Below are 18,330 nucleotides of genomic sequence, written 5' to 3'. Positions count from 1 at the left end.
TTCTCAAGGAACGGACGCTTCCTTTGTACTCACCCGAGAGACTCTCTCAGGCTTTCCTCCGGGCGCTTCCCTTCGGTCTTGCGTTTCCGACTCTACCAGATCCTTTTCGGTGATCCGGCCCCCGGTCGGAGCGGGGCAGCTTTCCAGTTTCACCCTTTCGGGCTTCCCTTTCCGGCGGTTCCGACTCTATCAGATCCGTTTCCGTTCCTGATTCCCGGTCGGCGGGATTTCCTGCGTTTTCGCGCTTTTCGGCGTGGCCCTCACTTTAGCGGATTCCCCCGGTCACTCATAATCGAGTCGCACGAATCGAATTTCGGCAACGCGAAAGAGAACCCGGTTAAGGGAGTCGTTCGAAGTGATGGTTGTGCCGTTTGCGGCGTGCGCCCATAGCGCTGCCCGTCTCAAGCGGCTCGGGCTACGTTACGGCTCTGCCCGGGCAGAGTCAAGCAGCCCTGGTCCGGCGCTTCCGGGGGACGTGTGCCCGGTACGGGCTGACCGTCGGGTCGCCGTCGATCCAGAAGCGCCACGGGTGGGTCGCGCCCTCGCCGCCAACACCGGTGCGCGGTCCGCTGCGTACCAGGTCGGGGGCTGCCGGCGTGCCCTCGAGGACGGAGAGCGGCGCACCGGGGCCCGCGCACACGTCCGTGCCGTTCAGCTGCCGGTCGATGGCGAGGCCGGTGGCCAGCCGGGCCGGGCCCTGGGCGAGTTCACTCGGGCGGCGGGACTTCGGGCGGCGCGCGGCCACCTGCTCCGTACCGCTGAGCACCTCGCCTGCGCGCAGCAGGACACCGCTGGCGTAGCCGTCGGGGCCGCAGACGAGGTTGAGGCTGAACCACATGCCGTAGATGAAATAGACGTACGCGTGTCCGGGCGGGCCGAACATCGAGGCGTTGCGCTCCGTGCGGCCCCGGTAGGCGTGCGAGCCGGGGTCGTTCTCGCCGTCGTACGCCTCGACCTCCGTAAGGCGCAGTTCGATGGGGCCCTCCGGTGTGCTGCGCACGAGGGTGCGGCCGAGCAGGTCGGGGGCGACTTCGAGGACGGGGCGGTCGAAGAATGTCCGCGGGAGCGGCATACGGGTGGGTTCGGAGATCATGCGTTCCCAGGGTAGTGGACCTCGGCTGCTCTCTTCGGGGGCCGCGGAGTGGCCTGGAAGTACCGCGTCTTGGCAGGCTGTGGGCGCGCGGCGGCCGGCCGCCGGGGGAACCGCCGTACGCCGTTTCGCGTTCGTAGGGAGCGGACCCGGACCGGGCAGCGTGCCGCGGCCGGACATCACCGAAGAACAGGCACGTGCCTGGGGAGGACGATCAATGGGGTTCAAGAAGCTGCTGGCGAGTCTGGGGGCCGGGGGCGCGTCGGTGGAGACGGTGCTCTTCGAGGAGAACGTCGTGCCCGGCGGTGTCGTGCATGGTGAGGTGCGGATCCAGGGCGGTTCCGTGGACCAGGAGATACAGGGGCTGTCGGTCGGGCTCCAGGCCGTCGTGGAGGTCGAGACCAGCGACGGGGAGCACAAGCAGAACATCGAGTTCGCCAGGCAGAAGCTGGGCGGGGAGTTCGCGCTGCAGGCCGGCGCGGCGCACACCGTGCCGTTCGGCCTGGAGATCCCGTGGGAGACCCCGATCACGTACTTCCTCAACACGCGCCTGAGGGGCATGCAGGTCGGCGTGACGACCGAGCTGGCGATCGCCCGCGCGGTGGACTCCGGTGACCTCGATCCGGTGAACGTGCACCCGCTGCCGGCACAGCAGGCGATCCTGGACGCGTTCGGGCACCTGGGCTTCCGTTTCAAGAACGCGGACCTGGAGCGCGGGCACATCCGGGGTACGCGCCAGACGCTGCCCTTCTACCAGGAGATCGAGCTGTACGCGCCGCAGCAGTACCGCGGTCTGAACCAGGTCGAGGTGTCGTTCGTGGCGGACGGCAGCGCGATGGACGTCGTGCTGGAGATGGACAAGAAGCCCGGGCTGTTCACGGAGGGCAGCGACACGTACCGCGCGTTCCAGGTGGGGCTGCACGACTTCCAGAACACGGACTGGGTGGCGTACCTGAACCACTGGCTGGCCGAGGTCGGCGGCAAGCGCAACTGGTTCTGAGCCCCGGGCGCGGTGCCTTCTGACGCGCGGTGACATGAGTTCCGGCCGGGCCGGGCACCGGTTCTGCCACGAGCAGGTTCTAACCTGGCCGGACGGTCTCCGAATGCGATCAGGAGGTGTCGAAGTGTCCGAGCAGAAGCGCCGGCCGCTCCCGCACGATTTTCATCCGCAGGTGCCCTCGTTCACGGTGGTGAGCGACGATCTGCAGGAGGGCGGGACGCTGGCGGACGCCCAGGTGTTCAGCGCGGGGAACACCTCGCCCCACCTGCGGTGGGAGGGTGCTCCGGAGGGCACCAGGAGCTACGCCGTCACCTGTTTCGACCCGGACGCGCCGACCGGCAGCGGTTTCTGGCACTGGTCCGTGTTCGACATTCCGGCGTCGGTGACGGAGCTGCCGGCCGGTGCGGGCTCCGGTGACATGAAGGACCTGCCCGAGGGCGCGGTGCACGTACGGAACGACTACGGGACGCGTGACTTCGGTGGCGCGGCGCCGCCCCCCGGGGACGGCCCGCACCGGTACGTCTTCACCGTGTACGCGGTGGACCAGGAGAAGCTCGGCCCGGACGCGGACGCCTCGCCTGCCGTGGTGGGCTTCAATCTGCGGTTCCACACGCTGGGCCGTGCCCAGCTGATCGGCGAGTACGAGATCCCCGCCGAGGGGTGACGCGGGCTCGCCCGTAATTCCGTTGCGCCCCGGCGCCCCGGATCGCACAGTGGTGCTTGGCCGACGGTTGCCACATGGCCGTCGGGCAGTCGGCACCGCAGTGGCGGGGGCGGCGGGGCGCAGGTGTGTCCCCTGCCGTCTGCCGGAGTCCGCCTCGTGTCGGACGTCCGCGCCGGCTGCCGTGACGCTCCGGGTCCCTTGTTCACGGGGGCGGGGCCCGGAGCGTTCCCCCGCTTTCTTTCCTCCGCTCTTTCCCTTCCCCTCCCCCTTTCCGGTTCGTCATTCGTTCGCTCGTTGCTCACCTGCCATCTCCCTTGCGGCAGACGGAAATTGCGTTGTCCGGGGGATCACTGGAACTGCACAGTGGAGCCACTTCGCCGAGCGGCGGACGGAATGCGGGAGGTGGTCGGGATGCGCGAGACGCTGGTCCTCAACGCGAGCTTCGAGCCGCTGTCGACGGTGTCGCTGCGACGGGCGGTCGTGCTGGTCATGCAGGACAAGGCCGTGGTCGAGCAGGCGCACCCCGGGCTGCGCATCCGCGGCGCCGCGGTGGATCTCCCGGTACCGCTGGTGATCAGGCTCTGCAGGTACGTACGGGTGCCGTTCCGAAGACAGGCGCCGTGGTCGCGGCGGGGCGTACTGGTGCGGGACCAGCACCGGTGCGCGTACTGCGGGCGGCGGGCGACGACCGTGGACCACGTGGTGCCGCGGGCGCACGGGGGCGGTGACACATGGCTGAATACGGTCGCCTCGTGTGCCGAGGACAATCACCGCAAGGCGGACCGGACGCCGGAGCAGGCGGGGATGGAGCTGCTGCGGCGGCCGTTCGTGCCGACGCCCGCCGACACGATGCTGGCGGCGTTGGGGGTGTCGGTACGGGAGGAGCTGCCGGACTGGCTGGTGCAGTCGGCGTAAGACTGGCGCACGGGTGTGCGTGAAGGGGCGCGGGGAGATACCCGCGCCCCTTCGTCGTGCGACGCCCCGTGCGTGTACCGCTCAGCGCAGCAGCAGCTGAGCGATGGCGACGACGCCGACCGCGACGATGACGCCGCGCAGGACGGCGGGCGGCAGCCGGCGGCCGATCTTCGCGCCGAGCTGGCCGCCGAGCGCGGAGCCGACGGCGATCAGCACGACGGCCGTCCAGTCGAAGTCGGCGACGAAGAGGAAGAAGACCGCGGCGATGCCGTTGACGACGAGCGCGAGCACGTTCTTGAGGGCGTTGACGCGCTGCAGCTCCTCGTCGAGCAGCAGGCCCATCAGGGAGATGTACAGAACGCCCTGGGCGGCGCCGAAGTAGCCGCCGTACGCGCTGGAGAACAGCAGGCCGGTCAGGAGCGCGATGCCGCCGTCGCGGTGCGGGACGGTGCCGTTGCGGGCGCGGCGGGCCTTCACGGCGGCGGACAGCCGGGGCTGCAGGACGACGAGGACGAGAGCGATGGCGACGAGCGCGGGGACGATCGCGTCGAAGGCGTCGGAGGGCAGCGCGAGCAGCAGGACGGCGCCCGCCAGTCCGCCGGCGAGGGCTGTGGCGCCGAAGCGGAGCATGCGGCGGCGCTGGCCGCGCAGTTCGCGGCGGTAGCCGATGGCGCCGCTGATGGCGCCCGGTACGAGGCCGAGGTTGTTGGAGACGTTGGCGGTGACGGGCGGCAGGCCGATGCCGAGCAGGACGGGGAAGGTGATGAGCGTCCCGGAGCCGACGACGACATTGATGGCGCCGGCGCCCAGACCTGCGGCGAAGACGGCGAGCGCTTCCCAGAAGGTCATACGGAGCCCCTGGCGCGTGATCGGTGCGTCATGAACCGATCATGCACCAGGGGTCCGGTGGGTGCGCCGCGGGACCACGGTCCGAGACGCCGTGGCGCGCCGTCAGTCGATGGACGGCTTCTCGAGGTGGGTGGTCGTGGGAGGTGCGGACGGGGCGCCGCCGGTGGGCGAGAAGTTCCCGAGGGCGCCGCCGAGGCCCTTGAGCGCGTCGCCGATCTCGCTGGGCACGATCCAGAGCTTGTTGGCGTCGCCCTCGGCGATCTTCGGGAGCATCTGGAGGTACTGGTACGAGAGCAGCTTCTGGTCCGGGTCACCGGCGTGGATGGACTCGAAGACCGTACGGATCGCCTGCGCCTCACCCTCGGCGCGCAGGGCCGCGGCCTTGGCCTCACCTTCGGCGCGGAGGATCGCGGACTGCTTCTCGCCCTCGGCGCGCAGGATCTCGGACTGCCGGACACCCTCGGCCTGGAGGATCGCGGCGCGCTTGTCACGGTCGGCGCGCATCTGCTTCTCCATCGAGTCCTGGATGGAGGTCGGCGGCTCGATGGCCTTGAGCTCGACGCGGTTGACGCGGATGCCCCACTTGCCCGTGGCCTCGTCCAGGACGCCGCGCAGCGCGGCGTTGATCTCCTCGCGGGAGGTGAGGGTGCGCTCCAGGTCCATGCCGCCGATGATGTTCCGGAGCGTCGTGACCGTGAGCTGCTCGATCGCCTGGATGTAGCTGGCGACCTCGTACGTCGCGGCGCGGGCGTCCGTCACCTGGTAATAGATGACGGTGTCGATGTTGACGACGAGGTTGTCCTGCGTGATGACCGGCTGGGGCGGGAAGGGCACGACCTGTTCGCGCAGGTCGATGCGGTTGCGGATGGAGTCGATGAACGGCACGACGATGTTCAGGCCCGCGTTCAGCGTGCGGGTGTAGCGGCCGAAGCGCTCGACGATGGCGGCGCTGGCCTGCGGAATGACCTGGATCGTCTTGATGAGTGCGATGAACACCAGCACCACCAGGATGATCAGGACGATGATGATCGGTTCCACAGTGGCTCCTCGTGTCCTTCCATAGCTGTCGGCCGGTCCCGCCCGGCGAGTCGGTGATCGAGTCTTTCAGAGACTCGCCCCCTCGTGCAGGCCGTTCTCCGGTCCCGCGGGGGCCAGTTGATCAAGTTCGTCACATGACGACGGCGGTTGCTCCCTCGATGTCCACGACGTCCACTTTCTGCCCCGGCTCGTACACCTGGCCCTCGTCCAGCGCACGCGCGGACCAGACCTCGCCGTTGAGCTTGATGCGGCCGCCGCCGGAGTCGTCGATCCGTTCCAGCACCGTGGCCTGCTTGCCTTTCAGGGCGTCAACACCGGAGGCCATGCCCGGCCTTCCGGTACGGGCGCGCTTGGCGATCGGGCGCACGACGGCGACGAGTGCGACCGATACGGCGGCGAAGACGATGACCTGCGTGACGATGCCACCGCCCAGCGCGGCCACCACGGCACCGGCGACAGCGCCGACCGCGAACATCCCGAACTCGGGCATCGCGGTGACGACGAGAGGAATTCCCAGTCCTACGGCAGCGATGAGCCACCACACCCATGCATCCACGGTGTCATGGTAGATCGGCGAGCGGCGTCGCGGACAGGGTGCGATCGATCGCGGCCGGATCGGGCCGGGGCTTTTCGGCCCCGGCCCCGGTCAGCGATCGTTCCACGCCAACTGTCAGGTGAGCGGCAGACCTTGGGCGGTCCAGCGGTCGCCGTTGCGCTCGACGATGAGCGGCAGACCGAAGCAGCGGGAGAGGTTGCTGGAGGTCAGCTCCAGGTCGATGGGGCCGGCCGCGAGCACCTTGCCCTGACGGATCATCAGGACGTGGGTGAAGCCGGGCGCGATCTCCTCGACGTGGTGGGTGACCATGATCATCGACGGTGCAAACGGGTCGCGGGCGAGTCTGCCGAGGCGGCGTACGAGGTCCTCGCGGCCGCCGAGGTCCAGCCCCGCGGCCGGCTCGTCCAGGAGGAGCAGCTCCGGGTCGGTCATCATCGCGCGGGCGATGAGGGTGCGCTTGCGCTCGCCCTCGGAGAGCGTGCCGAACTTCCGGTCGAGGTACTTGGTCATGCCCAGCCGGTCGAGGAAGGCGCGGGCGCGCTGCTCGTCGACGGGGTCGTAGTGCTCCTGCCAGGTGGCGGTCATGCCGTACGCGGCGGTGAGCACGGTCTGCAGGACGGTCTGGCGGCGCGGCAGCTTGTCAGCGAGCGCGATGCCGGCCATACCGATGCGCGGGCGGAGGTCGAAGACGTCGACCTTGCCGAGCGTCTCGCCGAGGATCGTGCTGGTGCCCGTGGTCGGGAAGACATAGCTGGAGGCGACATTGAGGAGGGTGGTCTTGCCGGCGCCGTTCGGGCCCAGGATCACCCAGCGCTCTCCCTCCTTCACCGACCAGGAGACCTGGTCCACCAGAGCCCGGCCCTCGCGGACCACGGATACGTCCACCAGCTCCAGAACATCGCTCATGAGCGCGTTGTCTCCCATTGCATCTCGGTCGTCGGTGCGCCTGTGGGCGCAGCCCTCTGCAAACCTACGCCACCCATTGTCAGTGCCTGTCCTTAGGCTGGGTCCATGCTCGATGAACCTCGATCAGGACGGCTGGCCGCGTGGGGAAACGCCCTGTTGGCCGGGCTTGTCCCACCTGATGACGCTGCGGAGCGGATCGCGGAGGGTGACGCGGTGCACCGTGTCACCGGGCTGCCCGGCGAGCCGGGGCCGGTGGGGCTGACGCTCGCGCTCGGCCGGCTGCGGGCGCTGGGCGCGACCGGACTGCGGGTGGCGCTGCCGGTGCCGGGGCACCCGCTGGGGCTGAGCGGCCCGCCGGAGTTCAACGCGCGCGCGATAGAGGCCGAGGAGGCGGTCACCGCCTGCGGGGTGGCGCTGGGGCTGGTGCCGGAGGTGCACGAGGCCGGACCCGAGGGCGATGTGCACGTCGAGGTCGTATGGCACTGCATGGCGGTACGGGACGCACCGCCGGCGGACGTGCCCTCGCTCGGCGAGGCGGAGCGGGAGCTGGCGCAGGCGCTGCGGGAGGCGACGGAGCTGCTGGCGAAGCTGGACGTGGCCGGCTCGGGCCCGGTCGCCGACGCGGCGCTGGCGGCGTACCGCGCGCGGGCCGAGGCCGGGCGGCAGCTGCTGGCGCCGGGATATCCGCCGCGCTCGGTGCGGGTGCTGGAGCTGGCGCAGAAGGTGGGGGCGCTGATCGCCATCGCGGAGGGGCCCGGCGGGGACGGCCGGGAGCACGGGGCGGCCGTGAGCTCGTCCCAGATCGCCGCGCGGCGGGACGCGTTGCGCCCGGTGGAGCGGACTGCTCGGCGGGCGCAGGTGGCGGCGTACAACGCGGCTGTGGAGGAGCGGGAGCGCAAGGCCCCGTAGGGGTTCTGTGCGTCGGCGGGCGCGGCGCCGTTGTGGCCGGTCGCGCAGTTCCCCGCGCCTCTCAGCGCCGTGGGCGTTTCCGTACGCGGACGAGTGCTCCACCGTCGTGGTTGCCCGCGCAGTTCCCCGCGCCCCTTACGGGGCGCTCACTCCGTGGCGGACCGCCCACAGGGCCGCCTGGGTGCGGTCCGAGAGGTCCAGTTTCATGAGGATGTTCGAGACGTGGGTCTTGACCGTCTTCTCGGAGAGGACAAGGGCGCGGGCGATCTCGCGGTTGGAGCGGCCGTCCGCTATCAGGGCCAGCACCTCGCGCTCCCGGTCGGTGAGGGAGCCGCCGCGGCCCTGGCCGCCGCCCGTGTCCTCCTGGCTGAGCAGCGCGTCGGCCACCTCGGGCTGGAGCAGGACGTGCCCGGCGTGCACGGACCGGATGGCGCCGGCCAGCGCGTCGGGGTCGATGTCCTTGTAGACGTAGCCCGCGGCGCCCGCACGCAGCGCCGGGATGACGGTCCGCTGCTCGGTGAAGCTCGTCACGATCAGCACCCGGGCGGGGTTGTGCTGCCCCCGCAGCAGCCGCAGCGCCTCGACGCCGTCCATGCCGGGCATCTTGATGTCCATCAGCACGACGTCGGGGTGCAGCCGCTCCGCCGCGGCGACGCCCGCCTCGCCGTCGGCGGCCTCCCCCACGACCTCGATGTCGTCCTGTACCTCCAGGAACGTGCGCAGTCCGCGCCGTACGACCTGGTGGTCGTCGACCAGCAGCACCTTGATGGGGCCGCCGAGCGGGCCCCTGCCTCCGTCAGCCACCGGGGACCTCCATCTCGACAGCGGTGCCCTTGCCGGGCGCCGATTCCACCGTGAGCGTGCCGCCGACGCCGTTGGTCCGGTCGCGCATCGACACCAGGCCGAGGTGGCGCCCGGCCCGGCGGACGGCGCCGGGGTCGAAGCCGCGGCCGTCGTCGGCGATCCGGAGCACCGCGCCCTGCCCGCGGCGCACGAGAGTCACGTCGACACGCTGCGCGTCGGCGTGCCGCAGCGCGTTGTGCAGGGCTTCCTGCGCCACCCGCAGCACCGCCTCCTCCTGCGCGGCGGGCAGCGCCCGCAGCCCGTGGGCGGCGAAGGTGACCTTGGCGCTGTGGGCGCGGTCGAGCACCTGGATCTGGGTACGCAGCGTGGCTATCAGGCCGTCCTCGTCCAGGGCGGCGGGGCGCAGCTCCACCACGGCGGCCCGCAGCTCGTCGGCGGCCTCCGCGGCGAGCCGGGTGACCTGCTGGAGCTCGTCCTTGGCGCGGGCCGGGTCGCGGTCGACCAGCGCGGTGGCGGCCTGCGCGGTGAGCCGCAGCGAGAAGAGCTTCTGGGAGACCGCGTCGTGCAGCTCGTGCGCCAGCCGGGCGCGCTCCCCCGCGATGGTCAGCTCGCGGCTGCGCTCGTACAGCCGGGCGTTGGTCAGGGCGATGGCGGCGTGCTGGGCGAGCATGCCGAGCAGCGCCTCGTCCTCCTCGGTGAAGCCGCAGCCGCCGGCCGGCTTCGGGCATCTCTTGTTGGCGAGGAAGAGCGCGCCGAGGATCTCGTCGCCGTCGGCGACGGGCATGCCCAGGAAGTCGGACATATCGGGGTGGGCGCCGGGCCAGCCCTCGAAGCGGGGGTCCTGGCGGACGTCGCCGAGGCGCTGCGGGGTGGCCTCCTGGAGCATCGCGGCGAGGATGCCGTGCTGGCGGGGCAGCGGGCCGATGGCCTTCCACTGCTCCTCGCTGACCCCGTCCACGACGAACTGCGCGAAGCCGCCGTGGTCGTCCGGCACGCCGAGCGCGGCGTACTCCGCGTCCAGCAGCTCGCGGGCGGACGCGACGATCGTCTTGAGCACGTCGCGCACCTCCAGGTGGCGGCTCATGGCGAGGATGGCGCCGCTCACCGCGGAGAGCCCGGCCCCCCGCTCCGCCCCTGGTCCCTTGGTCATGCACTCACCGTACCGGCGGCCCGCACGGCACGTATCCGCCTGCGGCGGGGCGCCGCCTACGTCCCCGGGCGTAGGCCGGAAGACCGGGCGGGCCCTTGCCGCTGCCGGTTCTCGGTGCGCGGGACCATCGGCCCCTTCGGGCCGGGGACTTTCTGCCCCCTATATATAGGGGAAAGGAAAGGCGGCCTTTCGCGGCCCACCGGCCCGGAGCCACGCTCGCGCGCAGGCCACTTCCGGCGCTCACTTTCCGTACCGAGTCAATGACATAACGGCAGCCGGCGCCTCTAAACATGTGAGCCCGGGCATAGGGCGTACATCACTTACGACCGGGCTTAGTGGGGTTTACCGGTGTGTGAATACGGGCAGCCGCAGGAGTTGATCCGAGCCACCCCTTGGACTGAGCCCTGCCGGACGCAATTCGGCGGCCTCAGGTTCCACTATCCAGCTTCGTACGTCACATGATTGCAGGGTCAAATTCCGGCCGCTAACAATGGCTGACGTCGCCCGGCGCCGTGGAAAAGGATCTCGGCGTTCTCGCGCCAATCCGGCCCACGCGACGTCCCCCATTGGAAGAGGTTCTTTCCGCATGCCCCTGCACGCCATTCCTGGCTACAGCCGCCTGAACCGGAATCACAAGCTCTCCGCCGCTGCCGTGGCCGCGGGCGGTGCCGCCGCCGTGGTCTTCGCCGTCGTCCCGGGTTCCGCCAACGCCGAACCGACCCACTCCACGACGGCCCAGAACGTGAAGCCCGTCGCCTACCACGTGGTCGACGACTCCTCCGCGTACAGCCTGGTCGACAACGCCGCCGCCAAGGCCCAGAACGCGGAGCTGACCCAGAACAGCACCCGCGCCGCCGAGCAGGCCAGCGCCTCCGCCTTCGCCGCGAAGAAGCAGGCCGAGGGCGACGCCAAGGCCGCTGCGCAGGCCAAGGCCAAGGCTGCCGCCGACGCGGCCGCCCGGGCCAAGGAGGCCGCCAAGAACAAGGCCGACCAGCAGCGCACGACGCAGGCCGCGAGCCGGTCCGCCGAGCGCCGGCCGGTCACCTACCCCAACAACCTCGACGGCTGGATCCGCGAATCCCTCTCGATCATGAAGAAGCACGGGATTCCCGGCTCCTACGAGGGCATCAAGCGCAACATCATCCGTGAGTCCGGCGGTAACCCGCGGGCGATCAACAACTGGGACGTGAATGCCCAGATGGGTATCCCGTCCAAGGGCCTGCTGCAGGTCATTCAGCCCACCTTCGACCAGTACCACGTCGAGGGCACGGCGAACGACCTGTACGACCCGGTCGCCAACATCGTCGCCGCCTGTAACTACGCGGCCGACAAGTACGGCTCGATGGACAACGTCGACTCGGCGTACTGAGCCACTGCGGCGCGCCGGAGAAACGGCGCCGGACGATGAATACCGCGAGGGGCGGCACCCGGAAATCGGGTGCCGCCCCTCGCGGCTTTTTCGTCATACGGCAGGCGCGGATTACTTGCGCATGACCTCGGGCTCGTGGCGGCGCAGCAGGCGCGCCACCGCGAAGGCGAGGAGCACGCCGAGCGCCAGCAGGAAGACCATGTCCATCACGTAGACGCCGGTCTGGTGCTGCCACAGCGGGTCGGGGTCGGTCTTGTCCCACGGCAGGAGCGTGTTCAGGTCGGCGGTGGCGCCCAGCGCCGCGACCGCCCAGCGCGAGGGCATCAGCCAGGAGATCTGCGCGACGCCCGGGGTGTTGTACAGCTGGAAGAGCACGCCGGTGAAGACGACCTGCACGATGGCGAACATGACCAGCAGCGGCATGGTCTTCTCGGCGGTCTTGACCAGCGAGGAGATCAGCAGGCCGAACATCATCGAGGTGAAGCCGAGCGCGATGATCGCGAGCGTCATCTCGATGGCCGGCAGGTCCTTCACGATCAGGCCCTCGGCGGGCATGTTCCGCGTCGAGAAGCCGATCACCGCGATGATGACGCCCTGTACGGCGGTGACCACGCCGAGCACGAACACCTTCGACATCAGGTACGCCGAGCGGGACAGGCCGGTGGCCCGTTCGCGCTCGTAGATGACGCGTTCCTTGATCAGTTCTCGTACGGAGTTGGCCGCGCCGGAGAAGCACATGCCGACGACGAGAATCAGCATGATCGTCGTGGCGTCGCGGTTGGTGCGGGCCCGGTTCAGCGGGCCGTATCCCAGGCCGAAATCGCTGGGAATCAGCATGGAGACCACGCCGAGCACGGCGGGCAGGACCAGCATCAGGCCCAGGAAACCGCGGTCGGAGGCGATCACGGAGACGTACCGCCGCATCAGGGTCCACAGCTGGGAGCCCCAGCTCTGGGACTTCTGCATCCGGGCCGGCGGCGCCTGGACGCTGACCGACTGCGGCGCGACGGCGTCGATGTCGGCCGCGTACATCTGGTAGTGCGGGGAGCCGCGCCAGCGGCCCATCCAGTCGTAGTCCCGGTAGTTCTCGAACGCCGAGAAGACGTCCGCCCAGGTCTCGTACTGGAAGAAGTTCAGCGCCTCCTCGGGCGGGCCGAAGTAGGCGACGCCGCCGCCCGGCGCCATGACCAGAAGCTTGTCGCAGAGCGCGAGCTCGGCGACGGAGTGCGTGACCACCAGGACCGTGCGGCCGTCGTCGGCGAGGTCGCGCAGCAGCTTCATGACGTCGCGGTCCATGCCCGGGTCGAGGCCGGAGGTCGGCTCGTCCAGGAAGATCAGCGACGGCTTGGTCAGCAGCTCCAGGGCGACCGAGACGCGCTTGCGCTGGCCGCCGGAGAGCGAGGTGACCTTCTTCTCCCTGTGCACGTGCAGCTTCAGCTCGTGCAGCACCTCGTCGATGCGGGCCTCGCGCTCGGCCTCGGCGGTGTCACCGGGGAAGCGGAGCTTGGCCGCGTACCGCAGCGCCTTCTGGACGGTCAGCTCCTTGTGCAGGATGTCGTCCTGCGGGACCAGACCGATGCGCTGCCGCAGCTCGGCGAACTGCTTGTAGAGGTTCCGGTTGTCGTAGAGGACGTCGCCCTGGTTGGCGGGGCGGTAACCGGTCAGCGCCTTGAGCAGCGTGGACTTGCCGGAGCCGGACGGGCCGATGACCGCGACCAGCGACTTCTCGGGCACGCCGAAGGAGACGTCCTTCAGGATCTGCTTGCCGCCCTCGACCGTGACGGTCAGGTGGCGCGCGGAGAAGGAGACCTCACCGGTGTCGACGAACTCTTCCAGCCGGTCGCCGACCAGCCGGAACGTCGAGTGACCGACGCCGACGGTGTCCTGCGGCCCGATGAGCGCCGAGCCGCCCTTGGGGACCGGCTGGCCGTTGACGTACGTACCGTTGTGGCTGCCCAGGTCGTGGATCTCGAAGCGGCCGTCGGGCGTGGCCCGGAACTCCGCATGGTGCCGCGAGACCTGCAGGTCGGAGACGACCAGCTCGTTCTCCAGGGCACGGCCGATGCGCATGACGCGGCCGGTGTCCAGCTGGTGGAAGGTGGTCGGGCTGCGGTCGCCCGACGCCTGCGGTGCCGCGCCGCCCTGTGCCGGGGGCTGCTGCGGCCCGCCCTGCGGCGGGAGGCCGGCGCCGTACGAGGACGGGCCCTGCGGCGGGACGCCCGCGCCGTGCGACGGCGGTCCCTGCGGCGGCGCGCTCTGCTGCGGCGCACTCTGCTGTGGCGCCGCCCAGCCGGGGGCACCCTGCTGGGCGGGGGCCGGGGCGGCCGGCTGCGCGGCGTACGCGTCATGAGCCGGCGCCGCGGGCTGCGCGGCGTACGCGTCCGCCGCGGGGGCCGCCGCCGTACCGCTGAGGGTCAGCCGGGGACCGTCGGTGGCGTTACCGAGATGCACGGCCGAGCCGGGGCCGATCTCCATCTGGTGGATCCGCTGCCCCTGCACATACGTGCCGTTGGTACTGCCCTGGTCCTCGATGACCCAACTGCGCCCTCCCCAGCGCACCGTCGCGTGCCGCCAGGACACCCGCGCGTCGTCCAGCACCACATCGCCCTGGGGATCGCGCCCCAGGCTGTACACCCGGGACGGATCGAGCGCCCAGGTCATTCCATTGATTTCGAGTACGAGTTCAGGCACTCCATGCCCCACTAGTTGTCCCCCGAGTGACCCCCTGCACGGGAAGTCTAGGGATGGTGAACATCGTGAGGAACTATTCCAGGCAGCGGGCCATGACCGGAAGCCGGGCCGTGGTCGGGCCGTGGCAAGGGCGCGAAGCGGACAGTGCGGCCGTCCGTTGACGCCGGCGAAAGGCCCCCGGAGAGTGGGAGACACCCACGGATCCGTACGGATGCCACGCGATGCGGGCAGCACGGAAAACTCCGCATCGATCGGCTTCACGATCGGGGGCCCGCGATGAGCGCGACCGCAACTCCGCACACAGGGCCGGGTGCTGTGCTGCTCTCCGCCGTCGTCGCGGTCTGCTGCGCTTTCCTGGCGATGGCCGGCGTCGCGGCGCTCGGGCTGCATCTGCTGGGGGCCGATGCGTACGGTTCGCTGGGCCCGATGACGGCGGCCGTCATGGTGCTGGCGGTAGGCGGATCGGTGACCCCGCGGGGTGATGTCTCGGCCTTCGGGGTGTCCGGCGTGACGGCCGAAACCGCCATTGACATCGTGCCGTTGGGCGTGGGACTGACCGGCGCACTGGTGCTGGGGATGTTGTTCTTGCGGTCGCTGCGCGCGGTGCCGGACGGGGGCACGCCGGGCGGGCTCGCGGCGCGCGCCGCGACGGTGGCCGGGCTGTTCACCGCGCTGGTCGGCGGCCTCGCCTGGGCCGGACACGACTCCGTAACGATCCCGGGGCGCGCGCTGATACCCGGCTCGGCCGGCGGGGGCGGCGGGCCGCTCGACCGGCTGCCGGACCTGCCGGGCCTCGGTGACCTGCCCGGTCTCGGCGACTTACCCGGCCTCGGTGACTTACCGGACCTGGGGCGGGAGCTGCCCGGCCTGCGGCTGCCGGACGGGCTCGCGGACCTCGCGGACGCCCGGCTCCGCATCGACTTCGAGGTGGCCGCCTGGCCCTCCCTCGTGGCCGGCGCGGTGTGGGTACTGGCCGTCCTGCTGATCGCGCTGGCGGCCTCACGGCGCACCCCGCTCCCCCGCACGCTGGCCGGGGCGGGCCGCGCCGTCCGCCCCGCCGCCTCCGCGCTCACCCAGGTGCTGGGCCTCGCGGTACTGCTGGGCCTGGCGGCCGGGGTGTACGGGGTGACCAGCGGCGATCAGCCGCGGCGGGCGCTGGGGGCCGCGCTGCTGGGCGCGCCCAACGGGGTGTGGCTCGCGATCCCGCTGGGCCTGTTCGTGCCCTGGCACGGCTCGGCGAGCGGAGCGCTGCTGCCGGTCCTGCCGGCGCCGCTGCGGGAGCTGCTGGGCGGCGGGGGCGTGCGCCCCCTCACCCTGCAGCGGCTGGCCGAGCAGACCGGGTGGGCGTGGCTCGCGGCGCTGGTGGCGGTGGCGCTGATGCTGCTGGCGGGGGTCCTGACGGCCGCCCGTACGGCGCGCGCGGGATCCGGTGTCCCGGCGTACGCGGGCGGCTGTGCGCTGCGGCTGGGGGCGCTGACCGCACTGGCCGTACCGCTGCTGGTGTGGCTGACGGAGGTCACGGCGGACGTCCGGCTGCTCTTCATGGACATCGGCGTCCACGGGGCGGGCCTCGACCTGCGCGGGAACCCCGGAGCCGGGCTGCTGCTGGGGGCGCTGTGGGGCGCGGCGGCCGGGCTCGTGGGGGCGCTGCTGGCGGTCGGGGCGGGGATCGCGGGCCGGAGCGCCGCCGATCCGCCGGCACCGGTGCACGGGCCGGTGACGCATGGGCCGGCGGCGTACGGGCCTGGTCACGGGGTCCCGGAGCGCCCGGGACCGTACACGCCGTCGCCCCCGTACCGGCGGCCGAACCCGGACACCAATCCGTACCTGCGTCCCCTGCCGCCCCGACAGGCCCCGCCCCACGGAGAGCCGCCGGAGCCGCCGGAGCCGCCGGAGCCGCCCCGGAAGCCGCCGCCCCACGGCAGCGACACCGCCTCGGCGCCCACCGTGAGCGGCACACCGCTCTCCCGTCCCGCCCGGCCGCGCCCCCGCCCGCGGCGGGGCTGGGACGAGCCGCCGCCCGAGCCGCCGCCACCCGGACGGCCGGGCGCGGGCCGCTGAGGACGGGCCCCACGCGCCGCGGGCCGGACCCCGCTCTGTACGGACATGTACGGACTCGCGTTCCACTCGGCCGCGTGGTGGCAGACGTCCACTCGGCGGGACACCTGTACGGCTGCGTCGCGGGGCCGGATACCGTAAGAGCACCATGAGCGCATCGCAGACACCGCCTGCCACCGCCGTACCGGGCGACGACGTACCGACCCTTCTCGTCAAGATCTTCGGAAAGGACCGGCCCGGCATCACGGCCGGTCTCTTCGACACCCTCGCTGCCTACTCCGTCGACGTCGTCGACATCGAGCAGGTCGTGACCCGGGGCCGCATCGTGCTGTGCGCCCTGGTGACCACGCCCACGGGGAGCGCGTCGAACGGTGCCACCGAAGGCGACCTGCGCGCGACCGTGCACAGCTGGGCCGAGTCGCTGCACCTCCAGGCCGAGATCATCTCCGGTACCGGTGACAACCGTCCGCGCGGCACCGGCCGTTCGCACGTCACCGTCCTCGGGCACCCGCTCACCGCCGAGTCCACCTCCGCCATCGCCGCCGCCATAACGGCCACCGGCGGCAACATCGACCGTATCTTCCGGCTCGCCAAGTACCCCGTGACGGCGGTCGAGTTCAATGTCTCCGGCACGCCCACCGACACGCTGCGCACCGCGCTCGCGACCGAGGCGTCGGTCCTGGGCGTGGACATCGCGGTGGTGGACTCCGGACTGGCCCGCCGCGCCCAGCGGCTGGTCGTGATGGACGTGGACTCGACCCTGATCCAGGACGAGGTCATCGAGCTGTTCGCGGCGCACGCGGGCTGTGAGGCCGAGGTCGCCGAGGTGACCGCCGCCGCGATGCGCGGCGAGCTGGACTTCGAGCAGTCGCTGCACGCCCGCGTGGCGCTGCTGAAGGGCCTGGACGCCTCGGTCGTGGAGCAGGTGCGCAAGGAGGTGCGGCTGACGCCCGGCGCGCGGACGCTGGTCCGCACCCTGAAGCGGCTGGGTTACCAGGTCGGCGTGGTCTCCGGCGGCTTCACGCAGGTCACCGACGCGCTCAAGGAGGACCTGGGGCTGGACTTCGCCTCGGCGAACACCCTGGAGATCGTGGACGGCAGGTTCACCGGCAAGGTCACCGGCGACATCGTGGACCGGGCGGGCAAGGCCCGGCTGCTGCGCTCCTTCGCCCAGCAGGCCGGGGTGCCGCTGGCGCAGACGGTCGCGATCGGCGACGGCGCCAACGACCTGGACATGCTGAACACCGCGGGCCTGGGCGTCGCCTTCAACGCCAAGCCGGTCGTACGGGAGGCCGCGCACACCGCCGTGAACGTGCCGTTCCTGGACACCGTGCTGTACCTGCTCGGCGTCACCCGCGAAGAGGTCGAGGCCGCCGACACGCTCGCGGACTGAGCCGCGCCGGCACACGCGAGGGCCCCGGCACGTGCGTGCCGGGGCCCTCGCGTACGCGGTCGAGCGGCGGTCGGTCAGCTCCGGGGCGTCCAGTAGGCGTCGAGGCGGCCGACGCCGTGCTCGACGGACTTCCAGGAGCCGTTGAAGGTCACCACCGCGATGGAGGCGGTCGGGAAACCGCTGCGGTTCATCCGCGTCAGCAGTTCGCCTTCCGCCTCGCCGGAGAGCGCGTCGGCGAGCGCGTGCATGCCGGGGTTGTGGCCGACCAGCAGCAGGTCGTTCACCTCGTCCGGGACCTCGTTGACCACCGCGATCAGCTCGCCGAGCGAGGCTTCGTACAGCCGGTCCTCGTAGACGGTCTTGGGGCGCTGGGGCAGTTCGTGGACGGAGAGCTTCCACGTCTCGCGGGTGCGGAGGGCCGTGGAGCAGAGGGTCAGATCAGGAGTGATGCCCGCGCCCGCGAGCCATCGTCCGGCGGCGGGGGCGTCCCGGCGGCCGCGCTCGGCGAGCGGCCGCTCGTGATCGCTCTCCTGGGACCACTCGGCCTTGGCATGTCGGAGAAGAACAATCCGGCGAGGAGAATCGACGCTCATGTGTCCCAGCTTCGCATGAAACGCGGCGCGGGGCGCGGGGTGTTGACAGCCTCATCCCACAAAGCGGGACCCGGAACCGGCGGCTACACTCCGGCGCCGAGCAGCCGCGCGAGGAAGTGGATCACGGACGCCATGGCGGGCGGCACACCCGCCGCTTCGGCCTCCGCGGCGGGGCTGATCACGAAGAGCAGCGCCACGAACGAGACCACCGCCAGGGCCACGGCCCACCACGGCAGCCGCACGGGCCGGGCGCCGTTCTCGGCGGGCCGGGTGTGAGCGGCGGACATGGGATCGCCTCCGTGCGGTCGAGGGACGGCGCGGCCCTGGTGCGGCCGCGCCCACCGC

17 protein-coding genes are annotated in these 18,330 nt (G+C 71.3%); 7 read left to right on the top strand and 10 right to left on the bottom strand.

The window, feature by feature from the left end; all coding sequences use genetic code 11:
• Positions 1–442: 442 nt before the first annotated feature.
• Positions 443–1,093, bottom strand: a complete 651-nt coding sequence (locus ACIGXO_RS30655; RefSeq protein WP_399793282.1) for a DNA-3-methyladenine glycosylase — start codon at positions 1,091–1,093, stop codon at positions 443–445.
• Between the two features lie 214 nt (positions 1,094–1,307).
• On the opposite strand from ACIGXO_RS30655, the gene ACIGXO_RS30650 reads away from it, so the two are divergent.
• The 3 genes from ACIGXO_RS30650 (at position 1,308) to ACIGXO_RS30640 (ending at position 3,669) form a co-directional block, all read left to right on the top strand.
• Complete coding sequence (locus ACIGXO_RS30650; RefSeq protein ID WP_399793280.1) at positions 1,308–2,090, top strand: sporulation protein; 783 nt, start codon at positions 1,308–1,310, stop codon at positions 2,088–2,090.
• Between the two features lie 124 nt (positions 2,091–2,214).
• Entirely contained in the window at positions 2,215–2,754 is a 540-nt protein-coding gene (locus ACIGXO_RS30645; RefSeq protein ID WP_399793278.1) for a YbhB/YbcL family Raf kinase inhibitor-like protein, read from the top strand.
• A 411-nt stretch (positions 2,755–3,165) separates the two neighbouring features.
• Complete coding sequence (locus ACIGXO_RS30640) at positions 3,166–3,669, top strand: HNH endonuclease (protein WP_399793275.1); 504 nt, start codon at positions 3,166–3,168, stop codon at positions 3,667–3,669.
• 81 nt (positions 3,670–3,750) lie between these two features.
• On the opposite strand, the gene ACIGXO_RS30635 is transcribed toward ACIGXO_RS30640, so the two are convergent.
• The 4 genes from ACIGXO_RS30635 to ACIGXO_RS30620 all read right to left on the bottom strand — a co-directional run bounded on the left by ACIGXO_RS30635 (position 3,751) and on the right by ACIGXO_RS30620 (position 7,036).
• Positions 3,751–4,518 (bottom strand): sulfite exporter TauE/SafE family protein, encoded by a 768-nt coding sequence (locus ACIGXO_RS30635; protein ID WP_399793273.1) that lies wholly within the window; start codon positions 4,516–4,518, stop codon positions 3,751–3,753.
• Between the two features lie 102 nt (positions 4,519–4,620).
• Positions 4,621–5,556, bottom strand: a complete 936-nt coding sequence (locus ACIGXO_RS30630; RefSeq protein ID WP_399793271.1) for an SPFH domain-containing protein — start codon at positions 5,554–5,556, stop codon at positions 4,621–4,623.
• A gap of 130 nt (positions 5,557–5,686) precedes the next feature.
• Positions 5,687–6,100: an NfeD family protein gene (locus tag ACIGXO_RS30625; RefSeq protein ID WP_399793326.1), complete on the bottom strand. Its 414-nt coding sequence runs from the start codon at positions 6,098–6,100 to the stop codon at positions 5,687–5,689.
• Between the two features lie 126 nt (positions 6,101–6,226).
• Complete coding sequence (locus ACIGXO_RS30620) at positions 6,227–7,036, bottom strand: ABC transporter ATP-binding protein (protein ID WP_399793269.1); 810 nt, start codon at positions 7,034–7,036, stop codon at positions 6,227–6,229.
• Positions 7,037–7,123: 87 nt separating this feature from the next.
• Here ACIGXO_RS30620 and ACIGXO_RS30615 point away from each other — a divergent pair, with 87 nt between their 5' ends.
• Positions 7,124–7,927 (top strand): hypothetical protein, encoded by an 804-nt coding sequence (locus tag ACIGXO_RS30615; protein ID WP_399793267.1) that lies wholly within the window; start codon positions 7,124–7,126, stop codon positions 7,925–7,927.
• 135 nt (positions 7,928–8,062) lie between these two features.
• Here the strand turns inward: ACIGXO_RS30615 and ACIGXO_RS30610 are convergent, their stop codons facing one another.
• On the bottom strand, positions 8,063–8,731 hold the full coding sequence (locus tag ACIGXO_RS30610) for a response regulator (RefSeq protein WP_399793264.1): 669 nt from the start codon (positions 8,729–8,731) through the stop codon (positions 8,063–8,065).
• Positions 8,724–9,881: a GAF domain-containing sensor histidine kinase gene (locus ACIGXO_RS30605; protein WP_399793262.1), complete on the bottom strand. Its 1,158-nt coding sequence runs from the start codon at positions 9,879–9,881 to the stop codon at positions 8,724–8,726. Before ACIGXO_RS30605 ends, ACIGXO_RS30610 begins: the two co-directional genes overlap by 8 nt.
• 586 nt (positions 9,882–10,467) lie before the next feature.
• Between ACIGXO_RS30605 and ACIGXO_RS30600 the strand changes: the two genes are divergently transcribed.
• Positions 10,468–11,250: a transglycosylase SLT domain-containing protein gene (locus tag ACIGXO_RS30600; RefSeq protein WP_399793259.1), complete on the top strand. Its 783-nt coding sequence runs from the start codon at positions 10,468–10,470 to the stop codon at positions 11,248–11,250.
• A gap of 111 nt (positions 11,251–11,361) precedes the next feature.
• Here ACIGXO_RS30600 and ACIGXO_RS30595 read toward each other — a convergent pair whose 3' ends face one another.
• On the bottom strand, positions 11,362–13,911 hold the full coding sequence (locus tag ACIGXO_RS30595) for an FHA domain-containing protein (RefSeq protein WP_399793257.1): 2,550 nt from the start codon (positions 13,909–13,911) through the stop codon (positions 11,362–11,364).
• Positions 13,912–14,217: 306 nt separating this feature from the next.
• Between ACIGXO_RS30595 and ACIGXO_RS30590 the strand changes: the two genes are divergently transcribed.
• Together ACIGXO_RS30590 and serB are read left to right on the top strand one after the other, a co-directional pair.
• Positions 14,218–16,002: a streptophobe family protein gene (locus ACIGXO_RS30590; protein WP_399793255.1), complete on the top strand. Its 1,785-nt coding sequence runs from the start codon at positions 14,218–14,220 to the stop codon at positions 16,000–16,002.
• 145 nt (positions 16,003–16,147) lie between these two features.
• On the top strand, positions 16,148–17,392 hold the full coding sequence (gene serB, locus ACIGXO_RS30585) for a phosphoserine phosphatase SerB (protein WP_399793253.1): 1,245 nt from the start codon (positions 16,148–16,150) through the stop codon (positions 17,390–17,392).
• A 74-nt stretch (positions 17,393–17,466) separates the two neighbouring features.
• On the opposite strand, the gene ACIGXO_RS30580 is transcribed toward serB, so the two are convergent.
• Entirely contained in the window at positions 17,467–17,985 is a 519-nt protein-coding gene (locus tag ACIGXO_RS30580; RefSeq protein WP_399793250.1) for a SixA phosphatase family protein, read from the bottom strand.
• An 83-nt stretch (positions 17,986–18,068) separates the two neighbouring features.
• A complete protein-coding gene (locus tag ACIGXO_RS30575) occupies positions 18,069–18,272 on the bottom strand; it encodes a hypothetical protein (RefSeq protein ID WP_399793247.1) in 204 nt (67 codons plus the stop codon).
• Between the last annotated feature and the right edge of the window lie 58 nt (positions 18,273–18,330).

It is taken from the genome of Streptomyces sp. NPDC053542 (assembly GCF_044544685.1).
In the GTDB taxonomy this organism is placed as follows: Bacteria; Actinomycetota; Actinomycetes; order Streptomycetales; family Streptomycetaceae; genus Streptomyces.
Note: the sequence above shows the minus strand (reverse complement) of the source record. Positions and strands in the feature narration are given on the sequence as shown.

Bases quoted from the DNA above. Each gene is read 5' to 3' on its own strand.
- ACIGXO_RS30595 (WP_399793257.1), bottom strand. From the start codon at position 13,911: ATGACCTGGGCGCTCGATCCGTCCCGGGTGTACAGCCTGGGGCGCGAT.
- ACIGXO_RS30650 (WP_399793280.1), top strand. From the start codon at position 1,308: ATGGGGTTCAAGAAGCTGCTGGCGAGTCTGGGGGCCGGGGGCGCGTCG.
- ACIGXO_RS30575 (WP_399793247.1), bottom strand. From the start codon at position 18,272: ATGTCCGCCGCTCACACCCGGCCCGCCGAGAACGGCGCCCGGCCCGTG.
- ACIGXO_RS30605 (WP_399793262.1), bottom strand. From the start codon at position 9,881: ATGACCAAGGGACCAGGGGCGGAGCGGGGGGCCGGGCTCTCCGCGGTG.
- ACIGXO_RS30580 (WP_399793250.1), bottom strand. From the start codon at position 17,985: ATGAGCGTCGATTCTCCTCGCCGGATTGTTCTTCTCCGACATGCCAAG.
- ACIGXO_RS30615 (WP_399793267.1), top strand. From the start codon at position 7,124: ATGCTCGATGAACCTCGATCAGGACGGCTGGCCGCGTGGGGAAACGCC.
- ACIGXO_RS30620 (WP_399793269.1), bottom strand. From the start codon at position 7,036: ATGGGAGACAACGCGCTCATGAGCGATGTTCTGGAGCTGGTGGACGTA.
- ACIGXO_RS30640 (WP_399793275.1), top strand. From the start codon at position 3,166: ATGCGCGAGACGCTGGTCCTCAACGCGAGCTTCGAGCCGCTGTCGACG.
- ACIGXO_RS30600 (WP_399793259.1), top strand. From the start codon at position 10,468: ATGCCCCTGCACGCCATTCCTGGCTACAGCCGCCTGAACCGGAATCAC.
- serB (WP_399793253.1), top strand. From the start codon at position 16,148: ATGAGCGCATCGCAGACACCGCCTGCCACCGCCGTACCGGGCGACGAC.
- ACIGXO_RS30635 (WP_399793273.1), bottom strand. From the start codon at position 4,518: ATGACCTTCTGGGAAGCGCTCGCCGTCTTCGCCGCAGGTCTGGGCGCC.
- ACIGXO_RS30590 (WP_399793255.1), top strand. From the start codon at position 14,218: ATGAGCGCGACCGCAACTCCGCACACAGGGCCGGGTGCTGTGCTGCTC.
- ACIGXO_RS30655 (WP_399793282.1), bottom strand. From the start codon at position 1,093: ATGATCTCCGAACCCACCCGTATGCCGCTCCCGCGGACATTCTTCGAC.